At 64.1% G+C, this 24,055-nt stretch carries 22 protein-coding genes and 1 tRNA gene; 13 read left to right on the forward strand and 10 right to left on the reverse strand.

Annotation, left to right across the window (positions count from 1 at the left end):
• Window positions 1-440: 440 nt before the first annotated feature.
• Window positions 441-890 carry a cupin domain-containing protein gene (locus tag V1273_RS00275; RefSeq protein ID WP_334408347.1) on the reverse strand — a complete coding sequence of 150 codons (450 nt, stop codon included), beginning with the start codon at window positions 888-890 and terminating at the stop codon, window positions 441-443.
• Window positions 891-1,204: 314 nt separating this feature from the next.
• Window positions 1,205-1,336 (reverse strand): hypothetical protein, encoded by a 132-nt coding sequence (locus V1273_RS00280; protein WP_442894047.1) that lies wholly within the window; start codon window positions 1,334-1,336, stop codon window positions 1,205-1,207.
• Between the two features lie 174 nt (window positions 1,337-1,510).
• Here V1273_RS00280 and V1273_RS00285 point away from each other — a divergent pair, with 174 nt between their 5' ends.
• The 6 genes from V1273_RS00285 to V1273_RS00310 all read left to right on the forward strand — a co-directional run bounded on the left by V1273_RS00285 (window position 1,511) and on the right by V1273_RS00310 (window position 8,321).
• A complete protein-coding gene (locus V1273_RS00285; protein WP_334408349.1) occupies window positions 1,511-3,202 on the forward strand; it encodes an MFS transporter in 1,692 nt (563 codons plus the stop codon).
• A 318-nt stretch (window positions 3,203-3,520) separates the two neighbouring features.
• Window positions 3,521-4,642 carry a TRAP transporter substrate-binding protein gene (locus V1273_RS00290; RefSeq protein ID WP_334365691.1) on the forward strand — a complete coding sequence of 374 codons (1,122 nt, stop codon included), beginning with the start codon at window positions 3,521-3,523 and terminating at the stop codon, window positions 4,640-4,642.
• A 113-nt stretch (window positions 4,643-4,755) separates the two neighbouring features.
• Entirely contained in the window at window positions 4,756-5,358 is a 603-nt protein-coding gene (locus tag V1273_RS00295) for a TRAP transporter small permease subunit (RefSeq protein WP_334408350.1), read from the forward strand.
• Window positions 5,355-6,704, forward strand: a complete 1,350-nt coding sequence (locus V1273_RS00300) for a TRAP transporter large permease (protein ID WP_334408351.1) — start codon at window positions 5,355-5,357, stop codon at window positions 6,702-6,704. Before V1273_RS00295 ends, V1273_RS00300 begins: the two co-directional genes overlap by 4 nt.
• Window positions 6,705-6,735: 31 nt before the next feature.
• Window positions 6,736-8,151: an amidase gene (locus V1273_RS00305; protein WP_334408352.1), complete on the forward strand. Its 1,416-nt coding sequence runs from the start codon at window positions 6,736-6,738 to the stop codon at window positions 8,149-8,151.
• Window positions 8,148-8,321, forward strand: a complete 174-nt coding sequence (locus V1273_RS00310; protein ID WP_334408353.1) for a hypothetical protein — start codon at window positions 8,148-8,150, stop codon at window positions 8,319-8,321. Before V1273_RS00305 ends, V1273_RS00310 begins: the two co-directional genes overlap by 4 nt.
• Window positions 8,322-8,342: 21 nt before the next feature.
• On the opposite strand, the gene V1273_RS00315 is transcribed toward V1273_RS00310, so the two are convergent.
• Both V1273_RS00315 and V1273_RS00320 read right to left on the reverse strand, forming a co-directional pair.
• Window positions 8,343-8,564 (reverse strand): hypothetical protein, encoded by a 222-nt coding sequence (locus V1273_RS00315; RefSeq protein WP_334371781.1) that lies wholly within the window; start codon window positions 8,562-8,564, stop codon window positions 8,343-8,345.
• Between the two features lie 231 nt (window positions 8,565-8,795).
• Window positions 8,796-9,074: a hypothetical protein gene (locus V1273_RS00320; protein WP_334365697.1), complete on the reverse strand. Its 279-nt coding sequence runs from the start codon at window positions 9,072-9,074 to the stop codon at window positions 8,796-8,798.
• Between the two features lie 208 nt (window positions 9,075-9,282).
• Between V1273_RS00320 and V1273_RS00325 the strand changes: the two genes are divergently transcribed.
• A complete protein-coding gene (locus V1273_RS00325) occupies window positions 9,283-10,311 on the forward strand; it encodes a polysaccharide deacetylase family protein (protein WP_334365698.1) in 1,029 nt (342 codons plus the stop codon).
• A gap of 75 nt (window positions 10,312-10,386) precedes the next feature.
• On the opposite strand, the gene V1273_RS00330 is transcribed toward V1273_RS00325, so the two are convergent.
• The 5 genes from V1273_RS00330 to V1273_RS00350 form a co-directional block, all read right to left on the reverse strand.
• The gene (locus V1273_RS00330; protein WP_334408355.1) at window positions 10,387-10,791 is read right to left on the reverse strand and encodes a hypothetical protein; all 405 of its coding nucleotides are present in this window, start codon (window positions 10,789-10,791) and stop codon (window positions 10,387-10,389) included.
• Between the two features lie 122 nt (window positions 10,792-10,913).
• Window positions 10,914-10,989 (reverse strand) — tRNA-Thr (locus tag V1273_RS00335).
• Window positions 10,990-11,084: 95 nt separating this feature from the next.
• The gene (locus tag V1273_RS00340) at window positions 11,085-12,863 is read right to left on the reverse strand and encodes a heme biosynthesis protein HemY (RefSeq protein ID WP_334408356.1); all 1,779 of its coding nucleotides are present in this window, start codon (window positions 12,861-12,863) and stop codon (window positions 11,085-11,087) included.
• Window positions 12,864-12,871: 8 nt separating this feature from the next.
• Entirely contained in the window at window positions 12,872-14,089 is a 1,218-nt protein-coding gene (locus V1273_RS00345; RefSeq protein WP_334408357.1) for a COG4223 family protein, read from the reverse strand.
• Window positions 14,090-14,199: 110 nt separating this feature from the next.
• The gene (locus V1273_RS00350) at window positions 14,200-14,955 is read right to left on the reverse strand and encodes a uroporphyrinogen-III synthase (RefSeq protein ID WP_334408358.1); all 756 of its coding nucleotides are present in this window, start codon (window positions 14,953-14,955) and stop codon (window positions 14,200-14,202) included.
• A gap of 144 nt (window positions 14,956-15,099) precedes the next feature.
• On the opposite strand from V1273_RS00350, the gene tsaD reads away from it, so the two are divergent.
• From tsaD to V1273_RS00365, 3 genes are read left to right on the forward strand one after another with little or no spacing between them, the layout of a single operon-like run.
• Entirely contained in the window at window positions 15,100-16,173 is a 1,074-nt protein-coding gene (tsaD, locus tag V1273_RS00355; RefSeq protein ID WP_334412141.1) for a tRNA (adenosine(37)-N6)-threonylcarbamoyltransferase complex transferase subunit TsaD, read from the forward strand.
• 1 nt (window position 16,174) lies between these two features.
• Window positions 16,175-17,155, forward strand: coding sequence for an NAD(P)H-dependent glycerol-3-phosphate dehydrogenase (locus V1273_RS00360; protein WP_334365703.1), 981 nt, complete (start codon window positions 16,175-16,177; stop codon window positions 17,153-17,155).
• A 2-nt stretch (window positions 17,156-17,157) separates the two neighbouring features.
• A complete protein-coding gene (locus V1273_RS00365) occupies window positions 17,158-17,571 on the forward strand; it encodes an EVE domain-containing protein (protein WP_334365704.1) in 414 nt (137 codons plus the stop codon).
• 166 nt (window positions 17,572-17,737) lie between these two features.
• Here V1273_RS00365 and V1273_RS00370 read toward each other — a convergent pair whose 3' ends face one another.
• Complete coding sequence (locus V1273_RS00370) at window positions 17,738-18,892, reverse strand: DNA topoisomerase IB (protein WP_334365705.1); 1,155 nt, start codon at window positions 18,890-18,892, stop codon at window positions 17,738-17,740.
• A gap of 368 nt (window positions 18,893-19,260) precedes the next feature.
• On the opposite strand from V1273_RS00370, the gene acs reads away from it, so the two are divergent.
• The 3 genes from acs to V1273_RS00385 all read left to right on the forward strand — a co-directional run bounded on the left by acs (window position 19,261) and on the right by V1273_RS00385 (window position 23,948).
• Window positions 19,261-21,213: an acetate--CoA ligase gene (acs, locus tag V1273_RS00375; protein WP_334408359.1), complete on the forward strand. Its 1,953-nt coding sequence runs from the start codon at window positions 19,261-19,263 to the stop codon at window positions 21,211-21,213.
• A 327-nt stretch (window positions 21,214-21,540) separates the two neighbouring features.
• The gene (locus tag V1273_RS00380; RefSeq protein ID WP_334408361.1) at window positions 21,541-22,053 is read left to right on the forward strand and encodes a L,D-transpeptidase; all 513 of its coding nucleotides are present in this window, start codon (window positions 21,541-21,543) and stop codon (window positions 22,051-22,053) included.
• A gap of 176 nt (window positions 22,054-22,229) precedes the next feature.
• On the forward strand, window positions 22,230-23,948 hold the full coding sequence (locus V1273_RS00385; protein WP_334408362.1) for a methyl-accepting chemotaxis protein: 1,719 nt from the start codon (window positions 22,230-22,232) through the stop codon (window positions 23,946-23,948).
• Window positions 23,949-24,055: the final 107 nt, after the last annotated feature.

Below are 24,055 nucleotides of genomic sequence, written 5' to 3' on the forward strand. Positions count from 1 at the left end.
TTCGATCCGGGCGCCACAAAGGCGCTCCTGTCAGGAAACAGCTAATAAGTCAGTTCGGCAACCGCAATCCGGTTTTCCGAGGCCGGCCACGCCCGCGCCACGATCCGCTCCTGGTTGAATAATGCCACCACGGGGCGGTTGACCTCCGCGTTGCTTGACAGCCTGGCCGAGCTCGCGGCGCTGGTCTTCGGTCGAGGAACGGTTCGGTTGTTCGAGCTTGTCATCGGAGCGTGATGGCTAGCAGGTTGTATCGGAGGTCGGACTTAGTTCGCTGAGCCCGGACTGCTTGCAATATCATTGCATCGCCCCAGAGGCATTCAGTCCGCAATTAACGCGCTCAGTCACTTATCAATAAGTAAGTGTGCGCCCGATTCAATCAGCCACCCACGTCGGCGGCTGAATTGAATTGCGGAAGCGGATCATGTCGCCACGACAAGCGGCTATTTCGCCGCTAGGGTTGTGGGTTTTCCCTCCTCGCCGGCGAAGACTACCAGGACCTTAGCCGGAACATTGCCCTTATTGAAAAGCTGGTGCGGGTGATTGAGAGCCTCGATGTACGCTTCGCCGGCTTTGTATTGATGCGGCTGTCCGCCGTGACTCTGCAACTCTACCTCGCCCTCTAGGACGTACACGTAGGTCGGTACCGGGTGCTCATGCAATGGCGTGCGGCCGCCTGGCTCGATGGTCCCAATAACGGAGATGATCTCTGGCTTGTCTGTCTTCGGATAGGCAATCGGCTGCTTGTCTCGAGTTTGACCCGTTTTCAGCAGCGGCTGGGTCTTGAACCCGGCCGGCAGCGCACTGTCCTGGGCACGTACTGTCGCGGCTGCGGCCACGAGCCAGATTGCGGCCAGCGTGCTAGCAGTTGAAACAAAACGCGTGGGCGTCATGGAATGTCCTCCTGGTTGCGAATGCGGCCCCCATGAGAGCAGACAGGATCATGCGCCAGGCTCGCAACGCCCGCAGCGGATAGCTGTTGTCGTCTTCTCCGAATGATTACGTCGCATCTGGTCGAGCCGCTGCTCGCGCGCGTCGCGGAACCGCTCAATTCCAATCGTCATGGCGTGTCCCGCTATGGGGTCACATTCAATGATTAACTGGAATGATATCAACCCCAAGCACGCGTTCTATGCGCAATTTGCCGCGCATCGCGAAAGCGATGGCCATGAGCATCGTTCGGAGCCCGCTGGAACCTTCTTGCACGTCAAGGCCCGACACTGCCCTTGAGTCCTTCCGCCTTCTTTGCTGCGAGCGCTTCCCTGGTGCGCTGGCTGATCAACCGGCGCTCCTTCTCTGCAGGGGCGGCGTAGAGCAAGAGATCGGCGTCAGCGCCCAAGCACCAACCGCCGCGACAGCCGCATTCTGAAACCTTCCGTTGCTTTTCAATGCCTTAGCTGTGCGATAGCACCGCCGATAGTGCTGCTTCGACTGGACAGGCCAGGGCTTTCGCAGGCATCACTTTACATTCGCATGGAATCAAGCCGGTGACAGAACGCCAACGGAACCGATCATGACCGACCAGCCGAAACGCTCGCGTCTTGCGACTGACGGGATCGCAGCGCCGTTGCGGCACGCGGTGTTCCGGCGCATCTGGCTCGCCAGCCTCGTTTCCAACCTGGGGATCTTGATCCAGGGCGTCGGCGCGGCCTGGGCGATGACGCAGATGACTGCTTCGGCCGACAAGGTCGCGCTGGTGCAGACCGCGCTGATGCTGCCGATCATGCTGATCTCGATGCCGGCCGGCGCCATCGCCGATATGCACGACCGCCGCATCGTCGCGCTGGTCTCGCTCGGCATCGCGCTTGTCGGCGCAACCGCGCTCACGGTGCTGGCGTGGCTCGGCCTCGTTACGCCGAATATCCTCCTGGCGCTGTGCTTCGTCGTCGGCAGCGGCATGGCGCTGTTCGGGCCGGCCTGGCAGGCCTCGGTGACCGAGCAGGTACCGGCGGAGACGCTGCCGGCGGCGGTCGCACTCAACGGCATCAGCTATAACATTGCGCGCAGCTTCGGTCCGGCGATCGGCGGCATCGTAGTCGCCACATCAGGCGCCGTGGCGGCGTTTGCCGTCAATGCGGTGCTGTATCTGCCGCTGATGGTGGTGATGTTTCTGTGGAATCGCGCCAACGAGCCGTCGCGCCTGCCGCGCGAACGGCTCAACCGCGCCATGGTCTCCGGCGTGCGCTACATCACCAATTCGCCGTCGATCAAGATCGTGCTGACGCGCACGCTGGTCACCGGCATCATTGGCGGCTCGGTCTCGGCGCTGATGCCGCTGGTCGCCCGCGATCTCCTGCATGGCGGCGCGCAAACCTACGGCATCATGCTCGGGGCCTTCGGCATGGGCGCGGTGTTCGGCGCGCTGAATATCGGCGAGGTACGGCGGCGCATGAGCGGCGAGGCCGCAGTACGCGCCTGCGCGATATCGATGGCCGGCGCGATCGCGGCGGTCGCCCTGAGCACCAACGCGGTCCTGACGGCGATTGCGCTCGTGCTCGCTGGCGCGGTGTGGATGCTGGCGGTCGCCCTGTTCAATATCGGCGTGCAGCTCTCAGCGCCGCGCTGGGTTGCGGGCCGCTCGCTGGCGGCTTTCCAGGCGTCGATCGCCGGCGGCATTGCGGTCGGAAGCTGGGGCTGGGGACACCTCACCGACCTCGCCGGCGTGGAGATCGCGCTATTGGTCTCGGCTGGCCTGATGCTGATCTCGCCCCTGCTCGGCATCTGGCTGCGCATGCCGCCGGTCGGCGCGCGCAACGAGGATGCCACCGAACTGCTTGCCGATCCCGAGGTGCGGCTGTCGCTCACGGGGCGCAGCGGACCGCTGGTGGTCGAGATCGAATATCGCGTCGCGCAGGATGACGCGCGCGCGTTTCACAATGTGATGCAGGAAGTGCAGCTCAGCCGCCAGCGCAACGGCGCCTATGGCTGGTCGATCGCGCGCGACATCGGCGACCCCGAATTATGGACCGAGCGCTACCATTGCCCGACCTGGCTCGATTATCTGCGCCAGCGTAACCGTGCGACGCAGTCCGAGCGCGCCCTGCACCAGCGCGCGATCGACTTTCACCTCGGGCCGGAGCCGATCCGCGTCCGCCGCATGCTGGAGCGGCCGTTCGGCTCGGTCCGCTGGAAGGAAGATACCCCCGACCGCGCCGCCAACGAGGTCTTGCCGGTGGTCGCGACCGCAGCCGGCAGCAGCACCTGATCCATCGATAAGGGCGACGCGCCGCGGCCATTGGGCGCAGAAATGGCGCGGGAATAAATCAGCCCAACTTGATTCAGCGTACCGCCGACACGGCGCCACCGATTTCCTGCGACTAAAGTGCAAGACGCCGGTGCGCCGCCGAACGCGAACAGGTCCTGCTTCGCGCCTGCGAGATAGCAACGTTACCCTGCCAATTGAGCGATTCATAACGAGCCCGCGCACTTCCCGCTTGCCAAAATGCCGCGCAAGCCTTTGACTTGTCGTTGAGACAAACAAGCCTGCGGCGACAGCGGGCGACATCTCAACCGGGAGGAGCTCATGAGCAAGCGTAGCGATACAAAAACGACGCGGCGCCGTTTCCTGACGGCCGCGGCCGCCGGCGGTGCGGCGATTGCGATGCCACAAGTCAGCCGGGCGCAGACGGCGACCTTGAAGATGCAGGGCTCGTGGGGCAAGGCCGACGTCTTCAACGAGATGGCCGAAGATTATGTGAAGCGCGTCAACGAGATGGCGGGAGGCCGGCTGCGTATTGACTATCTGGTGGGCGGTTCGGTCGTGCATCCGTTCCAGGTATTCGACGGCGTGCATGGCGGCCAGATCGACGCGGCCCATACGGTGACCGTCTACTGGTACGGCAAGCACAAGGCCGCATCGCTGTTCGGCACCGGGCCGGTGTTCGGCTTTAATGCCAACGAGGGTCTTGGCTGGATTCACAACGGCGGTGGCAAGGAGCTGTTCGAAGAACTCCAGACCCAGATCATGAAGGTCAATATCAAGAGCTTCTTCGCAATGCCGATGCCGACCCAGCCGCTCGGCTGGTTCAAAAAGCCGATCACCAGTGATGCCGACCTGAAGGGGCTCAAGTACCGCACCGTGGGTCTGGCTGCCGACTTGTTCCAGGTGATGGGCGCCTCTGTCGCGCAGCTTCCGGGCGGCGAAATCGTGCCGGCCATGGAGCGCGGCGTGATCGATGGATTCGAGTTCAACAACCCGACATCGGACAGGCGCTTCGGCGCGCAGGACGTCGCCAAGAACTACATGTTAGGCAGCCACCATCAGGCGACGGAATATTTCGAGATCATGTTCAACCGCACGAAATACAATGCGCTGGCGGCCGAGCAGAAGGCGATCCTGCAGTATGCTGCAGAGGCAGTCTCCTCCGCCAACGAATGGAAGGGGATGGACTATTACTCCAAGGACCTGCAGGAGCTGATCAACAAGGACAAGGTCAACGTCCAGCGGACGCCGAAGTCCGTATTCGATGCGCAGATCAAGGCATGGGACGGCTTGATCGCCCAGCTCGGGTCGGATCCATTCATGAAGAAGGTGATGGACTCGCAGAAGGCATGGGTGCGCCGCGTGGTTTACTACAACATGACCAACGCGACGGATTATCGTGGCGCCTTCGAGCACCACTTCCCGGGTGTGCTCAAGGTCTGACGAGCTCGCAGCGCTTGATCGGCGGTACGAATAATGGGCGGCGCGGTTGACGCGCCGCTCAGCCAGCAACTGGGGGACATCCGGATGTGCGATTTACCGCGAGCTCAACTCGCATGAAGAAATTTCTGTTTTTCATCGATGAACTCAGCACATGGGTCGGCAAGGCGTTCGCCTGGCTGATTCTCGTCCTCACGCTCGGTGTCAGCTACGAGGTGTTCATGCGCTACGTGCTGCGTGCGCCGACCACCTGGGCGTTCGACATCAGCTACATCACCTATGGCGCGATGTTCCTGATGGCCGGCGCCTATACGCTGTCGCGCAACGGCCATGTGCGCGCCGACGTGGTCTACCGCCTCTGGTCGCCGCGCACCCAGGCGACGATGGATCTCATTCTTTACATTCTGTTCTTCCTGCCGGCGATTGCGGCATTGATGTATTCGGGCTGGAATTATGCCGATATGTCAGTGCGCTTCCGCGAAGTCAGCATCTTCAGTCCGGCCGGCGTGCCGGTGTTTCCGCTTAAGGCGCTGATCCCGGCCACCGGCGTTCTTCTGTTCCTGCAAGGATTCGCTGAAATCATCCGCTGCGTGCTGTGCATCCGCACCGGCCAATGGCCGCAGCGCCTGCACGACGTGGAGGAGACCGAAAGCCTCATCATTCGCGAACATCAGCAGCATGCGGCCGAGCAGCAGAGCGAGAGGGGAGCAGGCGCATGACCGACCCTCAACTCGGCATGCTGATGCTGGGGCTTTTCATCTTCATCATCATGCTCGGCTTCCCGATCGCCTTCACGCTGATGGCGATGGGTGTCTCGTTCGGCTACTATGCGTACTACACGCCCGGTCAGGAGTTCTTCCAGAACCGCATCTTCACGCTGCTGGTGCAGAAGACGTTCGAGGTCACATCCAGCGACGTGCTGGTCGCAGTGCCGCTGTTTCTCTTCATGGGCTATCTGGTCGAACGCGCCAATATTCTCGACCGCCTGTTCCACTCGCTGCAATTGTCGATGAAGAACGTGCCCGGCGCGCTCGCGGTGGCCACGCTCATCACCTGCGCAATGTTCGCGACCGCCACCGGGATCGTCGGCGCCGTTGTCACGCTGATGGGCCTGCTGGCATTGCCGGCGATGCTGCGCGCGGGTTACGACACCAAGCTGTCGGCTGGCGTGGTCTGCGCCGGCGGCTGCCTCGGCATCCTGATTCCGCCGAGCATTCTCCTGATCGTCTATGCGGCGACCGCCGGCGTTTCGGCGGTCAAGCTCTATGCGGCCGCATTCTTTCCGGGGTTCTTGCTGGCCTTGTTCTATGTCCTCTACGCGATGGCGCGGGCGATCATCAATCCCGCGCTGGCGCCGAAGCTGCCGCCCGAAGAGACCAACGTGCCGATCTCCACGGTGATCTGGGCGCTCGCCACGTCATTCCTGCCGCTGGCGCTCCTCATCGTCGCCGTGCTCGGCGCCATCCTGTTCGGCTTGGCGACGCCGTCCGAAGCGGCGGCGGTAGGCGCTCTCATGAGCATCGTTCTGGCAGCGGCCTATCGCTCGCTCAACTACACGATGATGCGCGAGTCGGTGTATCTGACCGTGCGCGCGACCGCGATGGTCTGCTACCTGTTCATCGGCTCATGGACGTTCTCCGCGGTATTTGCCGTCCTCGGCGGACAGTCGGTGGTCGAGCAATTCTTCACCTCGCTGAATCTGTCACCGGTGCAGTTCCTGCTGCTGACCCAGATCATCATCTTCCTGCTCGGCTGGCCGCTGGAATGGACCGAGATCATCATCATCTTCGTGCCGATCTTCCTGCCGCTACTTCCCCAGTATGGCATCGATCCAATCTTCTTCGGCATCCTGGTCGCATTGAACACACAGACTGCGTTCAATACGCCGCCCGTCGCGATGGCCGCCTTCTATTTGAAGGGCGTGGCGCCGCCGCAAGTGAAGCTCACCGACATCTTCTCCGGCGCGCTTCCCTTCGTCGGCCTGGTCTTCCTCACCATGGCGCTCGTCTACATCTTCCCGGAAATTGCGTTGTGGTTGCCCAGCTATCTCTATGGATCGCGGTGAGCCGGCCCGGTAAAGCGCTGAAAGGATGCGCATGAGTCTCAATGCGCTCGGGCTTGCGGAAGCGGCGGCCGGCATCCGCGACGGCCGGCTCAGCTCAGTGGAGCTTGTCGCCGACTGTTTGAAACGCATCGACGAGGCCGATCGCGACATCGAGGCGTGGGCATTCCTCGATCGCGACTACGCGATGCGGCAGGCCGAGGCCGCCGACGACCATCGCAAGCAGGGCAAGGCCACAGGCCCGCTGCATGGCGTGCCGCTGGGCATCAAGGACATCTTCGATACCGGCGACATGCCGACGGAACTCGGATCCAGCCTGTGGGCCGGACGCACGCCGCGCCGCGATGCGACGGCGGTGGCGCGCCTGCGGGCCGCAGGGGCCGTGATCCTCGGCAAGACGGTGACGACCGAGTATGCCTATTTCAATCCCGGCAAGACCCGAAATCCGCACAACCCGGCTCACACGCCGGGCGGATCGTCGTCGGGCTCCGCCGCGGCGGTTGCGGCGCTGATGGTGCCGGGCGCCATCGGCTCGCAGACCAACGGGTCCGTGATCCGCCCTGCTGCCTTCTGCGGGGTGGTTGGCTTCAAGCCGACACACGGTCTCATTCCACGGAGTGGCGCGCTACTGCTATCGCGGGCACTCGATCATGTCGGCGTGTTTGCGCGATCGGTCGACGACGCAGCACTGCTGGCACAGACGCTTGCGGGTTTCGACGAGGAAGATCCGGATACGCGCCCTCTTGCCCCTCCCCGCTTTGTCGAAATGGCGGCAAGCGAGCCGCCATTACCGCCGCGGTTCGCCTTCGTGCGCTCGCCCGCGTGGAAGCATGTCGAGCAGGTGACGACGGAGGCGTTTGCCGAATTGGTGGAAGTGCTGGGCGAGCAAGTTTCCGAGGTCGAGATCGGCCCGAGTTTCGACCGCGCTGTCGACATGCACCGCACCGTCATGGAAGTGGAGATGGCGCACAACCTGCATCGCGATTTCGAGCAGGGCGGCGAATCCCTAAGCCTGGTACTGCGCGCGCTGATCGAGCGCGGGCGCCAGGTTCCGGCCGTCGACTACACACGCGCCTTGGCCGGCAGCGCGCCGCTCAACGCGACGCTCGACGGCGTGTTTGGCGAATACGACGCGATTCTGACCCCGTCTGCACCGGGCCCGGCGCCGCGCGGCCTCGACAGTACCGGCAACCCCGTGTTCTGCTCGATGTGGACCTATCTCGGCACGCCGGCGGTGACGCTGCCGCTGCTGCAATCGGACAGCGGCCTGCCCATTGGCGTTCAGTTGATTGGGCGCCGCGGCAACGATGCGCGGCTCCTGCGGACGGCCAACTGGCTAGTCAAAACTCTCGGAAAAGGCGGCCGCGACAGAGCCGCGCCTGCCAAAACCGGTGCCAAGACCCGTGCTAAGACCAGTGCGCGTCGCGCGAAAACAAGGAGCGACAGATGACGAATTTCATCACCGGACTGATCGGCGTTGCCGGCGTCTGCGCGTTTCTCGGCATCATGCTCTGGTGGATCAAGGCGGTGCCGCTGATCATCATCTGCGTGTTGGTGATGGCGCTGTTGATCTACGATTTCTACCAATCGCTGCGCGCCAACGGCAATGGGGCGGGATAGATCGCGGCCGCCCGGCGCCTTCTACTGCCCGGCGCTCGCTAGCTTCCGCTGGCAGGCCTTGCTGATCCGTGAGCGGTTCTGCTTCAGGCAGGCCAGAATGACCTGATCACCATCCTGCATCTGCGCCCGGCAATACCGCGAGACGTCGCGCGCGCACTCGTCATGCCCCTCTCTTTTTTGTGTTTGTGCCGACACGCTTGAGGCCATCAGGATCAGCGGAATGACGAAAAGGATCTTGGTCATTTGTTATGCCTTCGTAGCCGGGAAACGCGATCAGCGCGCTCTATAGCGTTTTCTGGCGAGGTTGGAACCGGTCCGCGTCAGGAAAACGCGTCAAACAGGAATCCAGTGCGTCAAAATCCCGGCCGCACGCATTTGTGAACGGTGAAATGCCTCGTTCGCGTTGTGAACGCCGCGAAACGAAAAACGCCTGCGTCGCATCGCCGCAAGCGTTCCCGGAAGCCGGAGGGCCGACTATTGCGCTGCGAGCTTGCCCTTCTTCGCCGCGAGATCGCGATCCATCACGGTGCGGCAGCCCGCGCTCAGGTCGGCGCGATGCTTGATCATGCAGGCGGTGATTTTCGGAATATTCGGGATTTCCGAGCTGCAGAGGCGGAATGCGTCGCCGGTGCACATCTGCTGCTGCTCAGAGGTGAAGGCGAAGCTCGCGGTCGACGAAGCAGCGGCGAACGAGGCGGTCAAGGCCAGCACTAGACTGACCTTGCGAACGGCATTGAAGAACACTGCGGTCATTGTCGGCTCCTGTTGGCTCGGCAGGCGAGCCCGTTGTTGATGGCAGGAGCATGCGCTCGGAACCGCGGGGCGACTGTGACTGACCTCACTCGCGCATAACACCCTCATTTCCTTGTCCTAACCGGCGCTTGTTCGCGAGACGTTAAGACATTGTTGGCATTAATGGCCCGTTGCGTGTGTGTACCCCGAGTATGTGGAAAGAGTAGCGATGCGTAATGCGTTGGGCCTGATGCTGGCCAGTGTAGTGACGGCGCTGGTGATCACCGGCGTTTGGTTCTGGACCTCCTCGCCGCGGGCCGACGCGGTTGCACCCCAAACCGTTGCCGCCCGTGCGGCCGAGCCGGCGCCCGCCGCAGCCAGGCCCGCACTGAGGGACGACGTCGAGACCACGGGCTCGCTCTCGAAGCCGACCCCTGCCCCCGCGCCCATTCCCGCAGCCCAGCCGATGCGATCGGCCTGCGCCAATCCCGACGCACTCGGCGTCAGCCGCACCGTCGTGATCGACACCACCGGCGGCCCCGGCTTCGGCTTCCTGCAATACAAGCAGTTCGACTTCCTGACTGAGAAGGAGGTCGTGCTGACCTTCGACGACGGCCCGTGGCCGACCACGCCCGCTGTGCTCAAGGCGCTATCGGATGAATGCACCAAGGCCCTGTTCTTCCCGGTCGGCAAGCACACGACTTATCATCCCGAGATTCTCAAGCAGGTCGCGACCGCCGGCCACACCATCGGCTCGCATACCTGGTCGCACGCCCATCTCGACGGCAAGAAGCTGACCGAGCCGCAGGTGAGAGAAGAGATCGAGAAGGGCTTTAGCGCCGTGAAGATGGCGCTGGGAACGGCACCCGCGCCGTTCTTCCGCTTCCCGGGGCTCGCGCACACGCAGGCCGCGCTCGGCTATCTCGCCTCGCGCAACATCTCGATGTTTTCAGTTGATGTCGATTCCAACGACTTCAAATCGTCGGGTCCGGACCAGGTGATCCAGAACGTCATGACCAAGCTCGACAAGCAGGGCAAGGGCGTCATCCTGATGCACGATCTGCAGAAAAATACCGCACTGGCTTTGCCGACGCTGCTGCGCCGCCTCAAAGCCGGCGGCTACAAGGTCGTGCAGATGAAGGCCAAGGAGCAGCTCGAAACCCTGCCCGAATATGACGCGATGCTGGTGAAGGACCAGAAAATGCCGGCAGTTGCCAGCCGCCCGATCAGCAGCGTGGTGCAGACGGTTTCGCAGTAAGCCGATAGGCTCAAGCGTCACGCAAAACGCGCCCCTCGGAGTAATCCCGAGGGGCGCGTTTTGCTTTGGCAGTGTTTACCAGTAGATCCCGTGGCGATGCAGCTCGCGGACGATGCGCGCTTCGATCCAGTGGTGCCTGCGGCGCGGCTTCATGTTTCTCGACATGAACGCCGTTCTCCGGGCAACGGGCCTCCCGCGCTCGGCTCTCGACCGCTCAGCGGCCGGCTGTTGAACCTTTGCCGCCACCTTGGGCGCCTCGGCCTTCGATGTCTCAGCCTTCGGAGTCTCGGCCTTGAGCTCGATCGCCGGCCGCTCGACATATTTCGGCGGTTCCGGCGGCTGCGGGACTTCAGCGGTTTTCGGTGCATCGACGGCCTTCGCGGACGCCCGCTCGATGCCACCCAGCGACAAGCTCCGATCCCCAGCCTGAGCAGCAGCGGATGCCAGAACGAATCCTGCGATGAGAATGAGCTTACGCATGTTGGTGTCTCCCCTTGAGGTCGAGGCGGAGACTAGGCCGGGCAGGCGGTGCTTTATGTGAGACAGGTCACGCAACGGAGTTGTGAGCGTGCCTGACGAGTTCTGAGAATTTCGGAAAAGCGTGGTGCCGCAAACAGGACTCGAACCTGTGACCCCGTCATTACGAATGACGTGCTCTACCAACTGAGCTATTGCGGCGGACCGAAGCGGCGTCCGGGCGTTAGCCGCGAACGCCCGCACCTGATATCGGGGAGCGCCCCGATTGGCAAGAAAAACGCTAGGCCTCCGAAACGCTAGCTGCCGCCCCAACGTGACAAAAATCCCCGCCAGCCGCCGGCCTGGGCCTTGGGCGGGGCGAGTTGTTCCGCGAATTCGTCCGCCGGGCCGTCCTCGTCGATACCAGGGTCGTCCGGGGCTCGAATGAGGGGGATTACGGCGGGAATCGAGGCCGGAACCGTCTTTGGAATATCCTGCCGCGAACGGAACAGCGGGGCCGGCTGGCTTGGTACCGGTTCGGCCGGCTTGGGCGGGGCTGCCTCCGGCGTCGGAAGAATGGTGGCTGCTTCGGGGCGGGGAGCCTCGGCGGGAGGCACTTCGGCGACAGCCGCGGGTGGCGGCACATTGTCCTGCGCGGCCGGTGCCGCGGGCGTTTCGGGCGTAACCGGGGCGGCGGGCTCGGCGGGCTGCTCGTCCACGGCCTCGGGCGGTGCAATCACCACGGCACGGCGCGGCGTTGCCAACATGGCTTCCTCGAACGGGGAGGATTCGATCGTGCTCGCCTTGTCGGACGGCAGCGCCGCGACCGGCGTCTGCCACTGGAAGGCATCGAGCCGCCCGGTGACGGGGGAGACCGGCCGCCAGCGATCACTGACATAGCCGTCCGCGGTCCAGGCCGGATCGTGCAGCGCGCGCACCGCGCGCAAGGTCCACGCGCGCGCACGGCCACTATCGCCGTGCTCGGTGCGCTCGATCTCGGCCATCAACAGCGCGACCCGCTGCGTCGGCTGAGCGATGAAGGGTGCCAGCGCCTCGCGTGCCTTGGTGAACTCAGACGCATCGATCGCAGCGCGCGCGATCGCCAGCGCGCCCTCGATGTGACCAGGCACTTTCGCTGCCAGCGTCTCCACCCGCACCAGCCGTTGCCGCGCGGAATCCCCCAACTTCACATGGGCATAGGCATCGGCCAGATCCGGATGCGGCTGCGCCAGCCACGCCGTCTCGACAAGCCGCATCGAGCGCCGCACCTGGTGCGCTTCGCTCTCGAACTTGCTCGCCAGCACCGCGGCGGGCACCAGCGTCGGCGCCAGCTTGACCGCCTCCATCACGCTCTCGCGCGCCAGGTCGCGATCGACCTTTTCCAGTTCGAGCGCGCGCGCGGTCAGCAGCACGCCGCGCTGCCGGCGATAGGTCGCCTTGTCGATCAGCCCGGCCGATTGATTGTTGTCGAGGATCTTTAGCGCGCCGCCCCAGTCGCCCTTGGCGCAGCAGAAGCCGAGCACGGCGTGCGATGCCCATGACGACGACGGCGACAGCTTTAGTGCTTCCTCGGCGAGCATGACGGCGGCGACGGGATCGTCGGCGCGCTGCGCCTCGATGAACAGGCCGCGCAAGCCCAACAGCCGCGTGTCTTCACGCTCGGCCATGGCGCGGAAGGCGCGCTGCGCGCCCTCGCGGTCGCCGTCGAGCTGCGCCGATTGCGCGTGCAGCAGCAGGGCCAGCGGATCATGCGCCGCATGCTTTCGCGCAGCGTCCGCGTGGATGCGGGCAGCCGTGGAATCGCCATGGCCGATCGCGAGCAGGCCTTGCGTGATTGCATGCCGGCCGCGGGCCTGACGACGTTCGCGCCGATTGCGGCGGATCCGTTGCGGTGTGCGCCACAGGCCGCGCAGGGTCGCCCACAGCATCATCGCCGCGACGATGACGATGCCGAGCGCCAGCATGAACACCGGCAGCGTGGTCTGCGCGCGATAGCCGCCCCACGACAGCACGACATCGCCGGTCTGCTCGGCAATCCAGGCCGCGCCCGCTGCACCGAGCGCGATCAACAGCAGAAACAGAATGATCCGGACCATTGAAATCCTTATTGCGCCGGTTTGGCGAGCACAGCCATGGCCTCAGTCGCAAATTGACGGGATGCGGCCAGCGCGGCGTCGCGCGCATCGGCCGACTCAAGCCATGATTGCGCCGCGGCGCGATCGGCTGGCTCCAGTGTCTTCAATTCTCGCCGCGCCTCGTTGAAATCGTTGCGCAGCGCAGCCGCCGTGATACGCGCCACCACAGCGCCGCGGTCCGTGCCGGCGGTATCGGTGCGCTCGATCTTGACCAGTTTGGCAGCGCCCGCCTGCAAACGATCGACGATGCCGGTGCCGGTGGTGGCGGCGCTCTGTTGGGCCGGCAACAGTTTTGGCACCAGCGCCAACAGTTCCGTGCTCAGCTTGCCGGCGTTCGGCACGCCCTTCTCCGCAAATTCATCGAGCGCCTTCAGCGCTTCGGGATTTGGTGCCAGCGCCTTGGCTGCGGCGAGCGCCGTCGGATAGGGATCGCCGATTCTGACCAGCACATCGAGCAGCGCTGCCGATACCACACGGCGCAGCGGCATATCATCCGCAGGTTTGGCGTCGGCTGTCGTGTCGGCAAGCTTGCTGCCTTGTTGCGCGATCTCGGCGCTCTGCGCCCGCATCTGGCTCTCGACCTTGGCGATGCGTTCGGCGAAAGCGAGATCAGGCGACACGGTGCCGTCGCCGCGCGGCGCCGACTTCACCTCGTTGATGGCAGATGCCAGCTTCTCACTTTGCGCACGCGCCGTGGCGAGTTCCCCGCGCAGCGTCGCGACCGATTTTTCAAGTGCGTCAGTGCGCGCGGCCGCGGCGGGATCGGCCACCGGTTTGCCCACCTTGGATTCGAGGCCGGCGATTTGCGCGGTCAAACCGTCGATGGCGGCGGCGTTGAGCTGTGCGGTCTGCGATACGGAGGCCGGCTGAATCGCGGGCCAGCCCAGCATCCAGCCGACGCCGATCACCAGCGCCGCCGCGACCGCGCCGGAAACCGGCGCGACGACCCAGGGCGACACGGGCCGGGACGGCGGCTCCGCAACCCGTGACTCCTCAACTGGAGCCTCCTCAACCGGCGCTTGGGCGACCTCGGGCGCGGGTTCAGCCTCAGGCCCGGATGGCGCCTCGCCAGCACTCTTGGTCTCGCTCGATACTTCGGAGGCATCGAGATCGATGGTCGGCGGCTCACGCTTCGGCCGCCCCGATTCGGGCAACGATCCAGTGTCTTCGGGCCTGTTATCGACCATCACGCGGTTCCCTTAAGGTGGTTAGATGCCGGAACTTAGCAGAATCGAGACGTCTTAGAGCATGATCCGGCCGTGGCGGCACCGGTTTTCCGATAAGACCATGCTCAGACTTAAAGATTAGGACCCGATCGGGCCTGCAACGCCCGGTCCAGCGCCTCGAACAGGGCGTTTTCATCCGGTGAAACCGCCGTCGTGACCTGGGTCGCGCCGGCGTCCCGCAACACCGCGGCGACGCCTGCCGAAATGCAGCACTGCGGCAGCGCCAATGCCGAGATTTCGACGCCGCCGAAGCGCGCCGCCTCCAGAAACGCACGCGCGCTACGCCGCGAGTAATGCAGCACGGCCTCGACCTCATGCGCCAAGAAAGCGTCAGATATCTCCCGCGGCAGGCTGGGCACCGGCACCATCCGGTAGGTGGTATGCGTCACCACCGTAAAACCCTTCTCGCCGAGTTCGCCGGCAAGGTCGCGCGCGAGGTCGGCGCCGGCAAGGTACAGGATCGGGCTCGTCTTCTTCAGTTGCCTCGATTTCGCGTTCGCCGGCACCAGATCGCGTAACGCGCCGGCGTCGCCCCTGGAGGCGATCACGTCGCCAAACCCCGCATCGCGGGCCGCCGCCGCGGTATTTTCTCCGACCGCGAACAACGGCAGTTTGAGAAGCCGGCTGTCGGCAAGATGGGGCGCGATGGCGCGCAGCGCGTTGGCGCTGGTGACGATGACGGCGCCATAGGCCGTGTCCGCATCGTCCTGGAACGGCACCGGCTCGAACCGCAGCATCGGCGCGCGCAGCACATCGAACCCCCGCGCGTGGAGGGCCTTCGCCGTCATCTCATCATCCGGACTTGGTCGCGTCACGAGAACGGCCATATTTTCAGATCTCCGCCAAACCGGTTTCGGGCACGCGCAGGCGATTGCACGTTGTGACCTCGTAATGCTACCCGGTTACGGAAGCGTTGTTTTTGGCGATAGCGCAAGGCTAAACAAGGGTTCAAATTGGACAACGACAAGCCGATGCTGGTGCTGGGTATCGAGACCACCTGCGATGAAACCGCAGCCGCCGTGGTCGAGCGCCAGCGCGACGGAAGCGGAAAGATTCTATCCAATATCGTGCGCTCGCAGACCTCAGAACACGCCCGTTTCGGCGGCGTGGTGCCGGAGATCGCGGCGCGCGCCCATGTCGACCTGCTCGACGGGATCGTCGGCCAGGCCATGAAGGACGCCAATGTCGGCTTCGCGCAATTGTCGGCGGTAGCGGCCGCTGCAGGCCCCGGCCTGATCGGCGGCGTGATTGTCGGACTCACCACCGCCAAGGCCATTGCGATGGTGCATGACACGCCGCTGATTGCGGTCAATCATCTCGAAGCGCACGCGCTGACGCCGCGGCTCACTTGCGCGCTCGTCTTTCCCTATTGCCTGTTTCTCGCCTCCGGCGGTCACACCCAGATCGTCGCCGTGGTCGGTGTCGGCAAATATGTCCGGCTCGGCACCACCGTCGACGACGCGATGGGGGAAGCCTTCGACAAGGTCGCAAAGATGTTGTCGCTGCCCTATCCGGGCGGCCCTGAGGTCGAGCGCGCGGCGGGAAGTGGCGACGCCAAACGTTTCGCCTTTCCGCGGCCGATGCTCGGCCGGCCGGATGCGAATTTCTCGCTGTCGGGATTGAAGACGGCGGTTCGCAATGAGGCCAACCGCCTGGCGCCGCTGGAGCCGCAGGACGTCAGCGACCTCTGCGCCAGTTTTCAGGCCGCGGTGCTGGAATCGACCGCAGATCGGCTGAGCGTCGGCTTGCGACTGTTTCACGAGCAATTCGGCCCGCCCCGCGCGTTGGTCGCCGCCGGTGGCGTCGCCGCCAATCATGCCATTCGCGGGGCGCTGCAGGATGTGGCCTCGAAGGCGCAGACCACGCTGATCATTCCGCCGCCTGCGCTCTGCACCGATAACGGCGCCATGATCGCCTGGGCCGGCGCGGAGCGGATGGCGCTGGGATTGACCGATACGATGGATGCGCCGCCGCGCGCGCGCTGGCTGCTCGACGCCAACGCAACCGCACCGGCCGGCTTCGCCAACACCCGCGCAGGATTCTGACATGGCGTCCTTCAATTCCGTCGCGGTAATCGGCGGTGGCGCCTATGGCACCGCGCTCGCCTGCGCCGCGGTGCGCACCGGCCGCAAGGTCGTGCTCTATGCGCGAAGCGCCGAAAGCGCCGCGCAGATGCAGACGACGCGAAACAATCCAAAACTACCCGGCGTGAGCCTCGACAGCAGCATCGGCGTCACGGCCGACATCGCTGCCGCGGCGCGCGCGGACGTCGTCCTGCTTGCGACGCCTGCGCAAAGCTTGCGCGAAGCCGCGGCGACGCTAGCGCCGCACCTCAAGCCAAAGACACCCGTCGTCGCCTGTGCCAAGGGTATCGAGCGCGGCACCCACCGGTTCATGACCGAGATCATTGCCGAGACCATACCGGAAGCAATCCCGGCGATCCTGTCGGGACCGAACTTCGCCGACGACGTCGCGCGAGGCCTTCCGACCGCCGTTACGCTTGCGGCAAGGGACGAAAAGCTGGCGAGCCGTCTGGTGCAGGCGCTGGGCTCATCAACCTTCCGGCCCTATCACACCACGGATGTTCGCGGCGTCGAGATCGGCGGCGCGGCCAAGAACGTGCTGGCGATCGCAGCCGGGATCGTCGTCGGCCGTCAGCTCGGCGCCTCGGCGCTGGCCGCACTGACCACGCGCGGCTTCAGCGAACTCGCGCGCCTCGGCCGCGCCTGCGGCGCGCGCAGCGAAACGCTGGCGGGCCTGTCGGGTCTCGGCGATCTGATCCTGAGCTGCTCCAGTCCGCAGTCTCGCAATTTGGCATTCGGCGTCGCGCTCGGGCGCGGCGAGCCGCCGAACCGCGACAAGCTCGCCGAAGGCGAATTTACCGCGCCGGTCTTGATCGAACTGGCGGCTTCGCAGAACGTCGATATGCCGGTATCAAATGCGGTCGCGGCGATCCTCGGCGGCAAGGTGACGATCGACGCGGCGATCGAGGGCCTGCTGACGCGGCCGTTCAAGGCGGAGGAATGACGATGGCGTACTGGCTGGTGAAATCTGAACCGTCGGCCTGGTCATGGGACCAGCAGGTCGCAAAGGGAGCAAAGGGCGAAGCCTGGACTGGCGTGCGCAATTTTACCGCACGGCAGAATCTGGTGAACATGAAGAAGGGCGACAAAGCCTTCTTCTACCATTCCAACGAGGGCAAGGAGATCGTCGGCATCGCGGAGGTCATCAAGGAAGCCTATCCCGATCCGACCGACAAGACCGGCAAATTCGTCTGCGTCGACATCAAGGCCGACAAGCCGTTGAAGACCCCGGTGACGATGGCCGCGATCAAGGCTGACAAGAAGCTCGCCGGCATGGCGCTGGTGAAATATTCGCGGCTGTCGGTGCAGCCGGTCACGGCGGAAGAGTGGAAGCTGGTCTGCAAGATGGGCGGGATGTAGCGCGCGTCACTGCGTAGGACCGCCATTGAGTAGGGTGGGCAAAGCCACCGGGTCGCGCGAATGCGCGCCCGATGACAGGCTCCGCCCACCATTCAGTATCCCGATGTCGATAGACGGTGGGCACGCTTCGCTTTGCCCACCCTACGGCTTCTACGAGAGCTACGGTTTACGCCGCAGCCGCCGCCGTCACCACCTGCGCCAGCAGCGCTTCGCGTTTCGCTTGCGTTCGGTAGCCCTTCATCGTCGCGGCAAAGCGCTCGAGGATGCCGTCTTCGAACGCGGTGACGATGGTGTCGTGGACGTAGCTCTTGCGGCAGATCGCCGGCGTGTTCGAGAGTTCGTCGGCCGCCGCGCGCACGGCTTCGAGCACCTGCTTCTTGCGGCCGCGCTCACTTGCTGCGGGTGTAATCCGCGACAGCGATTCCAGCACCACGGCCGATGCCATCAGCGTGCGGAAATCCTTCAGCGAAATCTTGATACCGGCGATCTCGCGCAGAAACGCATTCACGGCCGTGGTCGAGGCGGCGCGCACGACGCCAGACCTGTCGCGGTACTGGAACATGCGCTTGCCCGGCACGGTGCGCAGGATGCCGATCGCGCGCACCAGCTTGGCGGCGTCGCATTCCTTGCGCACGGCCTTGCCGCCCTTGGCCTTGAAGGTCAGGACGAGGCAATCGTCCTCCAGCGTGACGTTCGATTTCAACAGCGTGGTGGCGCCGCGGGTGCCGTTGAGGCGGGCATAGGATTCATTGCCCGGACGGATGGCGGTGCGGGCGATCAACTCGATCACGGCCGAGAGTGCGAACTCCCGCGTCGGCTCCTCGCCCGACAGATACGCAGAGACCTTCCGCCGGATCTTGGGCAGCGCCGCGACCAGTTTGGCCAGGCGGTGCGCCTTGCGGTGCTCGCGAACCTTTTCCCAATCGGCGTGGTAGCGATACTGCAACCGGCCAGCGGCATCGAAGCCGACCGCCTGCAGATGCGAGTTCGGATCGGCCGAATAGCGAACGTCGCGATAGGCCGGCGGCACCGCCATCGAATGCAGGCGCCGGATCGTTCCGGCGTGGCGGATCTGCGTGCCATTGGCGCGAATGAATGAATAACTTTTTCCGCGCTTGATGCGGCGGATGGTCAGGCCGTTTTGATCGCCGAGTTTGAGGCCAAGTTCCTGTGCCAGTGCTTCGACGGAGGCGATGATGTGCGGCTTTGCCGCGGACGATTTGGACGGTTCCTTTGGCAGTTGCCCGAGCGCTTCGGCCAATGCAACGGCAGGATCGGCGGAAACGGGCCGCGTAGCCTCGAAATTCTGCTGATCCATCATATGCGTTGTCGCCCTACTCCGCCTGTTTCGCCGGTAATGCCGTTTGTTATGGCTTGTTCCGGGAGGCCGCCGGCCCCGGGGAGGCCATTTAGGGGGTAACGAACCACTTTGCGAGTCCCGATTCCGTCATTGACGGTTATTAGATACCGGCCATGGGAGCCATTCCGCCGATAACGTTGATTTGCCCTGAGCGGGACCCGCGAAAATGACCTGACTTTGATCCGCGACAAGGCCGGAAACCGGCTGGCCGACCAAGGTCGCACACGTTCCGCCTTGTCCGGGCATCGTCCCGCGACGCATAATCGCTGCAACAATCAGGGACGACTTGTGGCCGCCGAGCATCCGGCCGCAATGAGTGGGAGGGTAACATGTCCGAGAAGATCTACGACGTATCCGCCGATTGGGCCAAACGCGCCTATGTCGATGACGCCAAGTACCGCGAAATGTACGCCCGCTCGGTCTCGGACCCCAATGGTTTCTGGGCCGAACAGGCCAAGCGCATCGACTGGATGAAGCCCTTCCACAAGGTCGAAAACGCCTCCTTCGCCCCCGGCAACATCTCGATCAAATGGTTCGAGGATGGCGTCCTGAACGCCGCCTGGAACTGCATCGACCGGCATCTCGACAAGCGCGGCGATCAGACCGCCATTATCTGGGAGGGCGACGATCCCTCGCAGTCCAAGCATATCACCTATCGCCAGTTGCACGACGAAGTCTGCAAGATGGCCAACATCCTGCGCACGCGGAACGTCAAGAAGGGCGACCGCGTCACCATCTATCTGCCGATGATCCCGGAAGCGGCCTATGCAATGCTGGCCTGCGCGCGGATCGGCGCCATTCATTCCGTGGTGTTCGCCGGCTTCTCACCGGACAGCCTCGCCCAGCGCATTACCGACTGCCAGTCCAAGGTCATCATCACCGCCGACGAGGGACTGCGCGGCGGCAAGAAGGTGCCGCTGAAGGCCAATGTCGACGCCGCGATCGAGAAAGCGGGTGGCGTCGATTGGGTCGTCGTCGTGAGACACACTGGCGCTGCCGTCGACATGAATCCAACGCGCGATTTCTGGCACCACGAAGTGGCCAAGCTGGTGACGACGGAATGCCCGTGCGAGCACATGCACGCGGAAGACCCGCTGTTCATCCTCTACACATCGGGCTCCACCGGTCAGCCGAAGGGCGTGCTGCACACCACGGGCGGCTATCTCGTATACGCGTCGATGACGCATCAATACGTGTTCGACTACCACGACGGCGACATCTTCTGGTGCACCGCCGACGTCGGCTGGGTCACCGGCCACAGCTACATCGTCTATGGGCCGCTGGCGAACGGCGCCACCACGCTGATGTTCGAGGGCGTGCCGAATTACCCTGACACCTCCAGGTTCTGGAACGTCATCGACAAGCACAAGGTCAACATCTTCTACACCGCACCGACCGCGATCCGCGCGCTGATGCAGGGCGGTGACGAGCCGGTGAAAAAGACCTCGCGCAAGAGCCTGCGGCTGCTCGGCACCGTTGGCGAGCCGATCAATCCGGAAGCCTGGGAATGGTATTATCGCGTGGTCGGCGACGGCCGCTGTCCGATCGTCGACACCTGGTGGCAGACCGAGACCGGCGGCATCCTGATCACGCCGCTGCCGGGCGCCACAAAACTCAAGCCGGGTTCGGCGACGCGGCCGTTCTTCGGCGTGGTGCCTGAGATCGTCGATGCCGACGGCAAGGTGCTCGAGGGCGAAGCCACGGGCAATCTCTGCCTCATCAAGTCCTGGCCGGGAATGATGCGCACGGTCTATGGCGACCACCAGCGTTTCGAGCAGACCTATTTCTCGACTTACAAGGGCAAGTATTTCACCGGCGACGGCTGCCGCAGGGATGCCGACGGCTATTACTGGATCACCGGCCGCGTCGACGACGTCATCAACGTCTCCGGCCACCGCATGGGCACCGCCGAGGTCGAAAGCTCGCTGGTAGCGCATGCCAAGGTGTCGGAAGCCGCCGTGGTCGGCTATCCCCACGACATCAAGGGCCAGGGCATCTACGCCTATGTGACGTTGATGGCCGGTACCGAGCCGACCGAGGAGCTGCGGAAAGAGCTGGTCGCCTGGGTGCGCAAGGACATCGGCCCGATCGCGTCCCCCGACCAGATCCAGTTCGCGCCGGGCCTGCCGAAAACCCGCTCAGGCAAGATCATGCGCCGCATCCTGCGCAAGATCGCCGAGGATGAGCCCTCCAGTCTCGGCGACACTTCGACGCTCGCCGACCCCGCCGTGGTCGACGACCTCGTGATGAACCGGCAGAACAAGAAGTCGGCGCCGGCGTAGAACGACGCTATAGCAAGCCTCTCGTCCCGGGACCCCCGGGACGAGGCGAATGCCGAATTTTGCGGTAATCCGATCGCTCACGCGTTTGTCAGTGGCGAGCCCGCCTCACGGGCCTCTTCGCCGCTGCGTGTTGTTTTACGGTCATTTACTCTATTTCGAACATTCCCTTTGTTCCCTCCATCGAAAACAATCTCGAAGGCTGGCGTTGAAACCAGCCGGTCAGTTCGTGCGACTAAACTGAAAACGGGTGGACGAGACAGCGGGCCGTCAAGGCTTGAAAGGACATTTTGAGAGCCCCTGAGAGGGCGGGCAGAGTGGAGCTGGGGAATGTCAATGAGGATTGCGGTGGCGTTGGCCGCCACCTTGGCTGCGGGCACTATGATGTCTTCGCAGGCACAAGCGAGGCCGGAGCTGGTCGATGTCAGCGGCGAATACGCGCCGGGCACGATCGTGGTGAAGACCGGCGAGCGACGTCTCTATCTCATTCTCGAATCCGGCCGCGCCATGCGCTATCCGGTCGGCGTCGGCAAGGCCGGCAAGCAATGGTCGGGCACCACAAAGATCGACGGCAAGTATCTCAACCCGGCCTGGTCGCCCCCGAGCGAAGTCAGGCGCGACAAGCCTTATATGCCCGACGTGATTCCCGGCGGCTCGCCGCGCAACCCGATGGGCGTCGCGGCGATGACGCTGGCCGGGGGGGAGTATGCCATTCACGGCACCAACGTGCCGGGCTCGGTCGGCGGCTTCGTGTCCTACGGTTGTATCCGCATGCTCAACGACGACATCTCCGATCTCTATCAACGCGTGCCGGTCGGAACCACCGTGACCGTCACGCGCTGATCGTCCCAGATCATTTTCACCTGAAAAAGCTGCGCCTTGGCGCGGCTTTTTTGTTTCGGTAGTTCTGCAGAACGCGGTTTTGCGGAACTCTCCCTGTAGTTGTACGGGGTTTAGTTTTTACGTTTGGTTTAGTTGTATGTCGCCTACTGCTTCAACTGCAAGGGGAGCGGCGCGCCATGGGACGGTTCAAGCTTCGTATCGGTACAAAGCTGGGTCTGACGGCCGGTATCGGCGTCATTTTGGTGGGCGGCATTCTGACCAACCAGATGCTCGGCCACCGGTCGATTGTGGAATCCAACCGCCTGGTCATCATCAACTACCTCAACAAAGGCAATGCGCAGGCGACGCAGACGGCGATGGCGCGCGCGCAGCTCGCCGCTCTCGAGATCGGCTCCGCGCCGTCAGTTGCAGAGGTTGACAAGTTCCTCGAGATTCTCCGCACCCACGCAACTGAAGCCGGGACCGAAATCAACGCCGCAATGGAACGGGCGACGCGGAAGGTCACACAGGATGCCTACCGGGAGACAAAGAGATTCGCGGATGCCTATCTGGCCAGTGCCGTCGAGCTGGCGACGGCGCAAAAGGCCGTCATCGGCGCTGCCGCCGGCGACGCCAAGGCCGCGGCCGAAACGGCGAAGGCGAGCATTCTCACAGGGCGTATGCGCCCGGCGGCCCAGGAAGTCAGCAAACGCATTGACGACTTGGTGGGCGTCGCCAACGAATTCGCGGCGCGACGCAGAGGCGAGTTGCTGGCGGAACTGGATCGTGTCGCCAACTTCGCGTTCATCGTCGGCGCATTCGTCATGGTGATGTTGATCGCCTCCGCGGTTTTTTCGGTGTTGAGCATCGCCCGCCCGATCCGGCGTATCGGCGACGTGCTCATGCAACTCGCCGGCGGTAATAAGGCCGTCGAGATTCCCTACACGGCCCGCGGCGACGAAGTCGGTGACAACGCCCGCGCGGCCCACACCTTCAAGGATAACCTGCTCCGCATCGAGCAGATGGAAGCCGAGCGGAAGGATCAGGAAGCCGCTGCGGCCGCACGACGCAAGTCGGAAATGATCAAGCTTGCCGACGCTTTCGAGTCCGCCGTCGGCGGCATCGTCAGCACGGTATCGTCGGCATCCCAGCAGCTCGAGGCCGCCGCCGGCACGCTGTCGGGCACCGCTGCGCAGACGCAGCAGCTCTCCGGCATGGTCGCCGCGGCTTCCGAGGAGGCTTCCACCAATGTCGGCGCGGTGGCTTCCGCCGCCGAGGAAATGAGCACGTCGGTTGTCGAGATCAGCCGGCAGGTCCACGATTCCAGCCGCATTGCGAACGAGGCCGTGAGGCAGGCGGAGCAGACGGACCTGCGCATCAATGAACTGCTGAAGGCAGCGGGCCGGATCGGCGACGTCGTCAAGCTCATCACCGCGATCGCTGAACAGACCAACCTGCTGGCGCTGAATGCTACCATCGAGGCTGCGCGCGCCGGCGAATCCGGCCGCGGCTTCGCCGTGGTGGCGAGCGAGGTGAAGGCGCTGGCGGCTCAGACGGCCAAGGCCACCGACGAGATCGGCGCACAGATCATGGGCATGCAGGCGGCGACCGAAGACTCGGTCAGCGCGATCAAGGAGATCGGCGCCACCATCGCCAGGATTTCGGACATCTCGACGACCATCGCTGCAACCATCGAGGAGCAGGGTGCCGCAACGGCCGAGATCGCCCGCAATGTCAGCGAAGCAGCCAAGGGCACCGCCGAGGTCGCGGAGAGGATCACCCAGGTCAACTCCGGCGCGAGTTCCACCGGTTCGGCCTCGGCCCAGGTACTGGCATCGGCGCGCTCACTGTCCAGCGAAAGCGGTCTCTTGAGGGCGGAGGTCGAGAAGTTCCTCAACACTGTGCGCGCCGCCTGAGCCGCCAACGAGGCAGCGAGCACACGTTCGGTGCTCGCTCGATATACGCAGCACGCCCCGGGATTGTACGGGTTTGACCAGCACCGTCGAACAACTATAGGTTGGCT

Origin of the sequence: Bradyrhizobium sp. AZCC 1721, assembly GCF_036924715.1 — a bacterium.
In the GTDB taxonomy this organism is placed as follows: domain Bacteria; phylum Pseudomonadota; class Alphaproteobacteria; order Rhizobiales; family Xanthobacteraceae; genus Bradyrhizobium.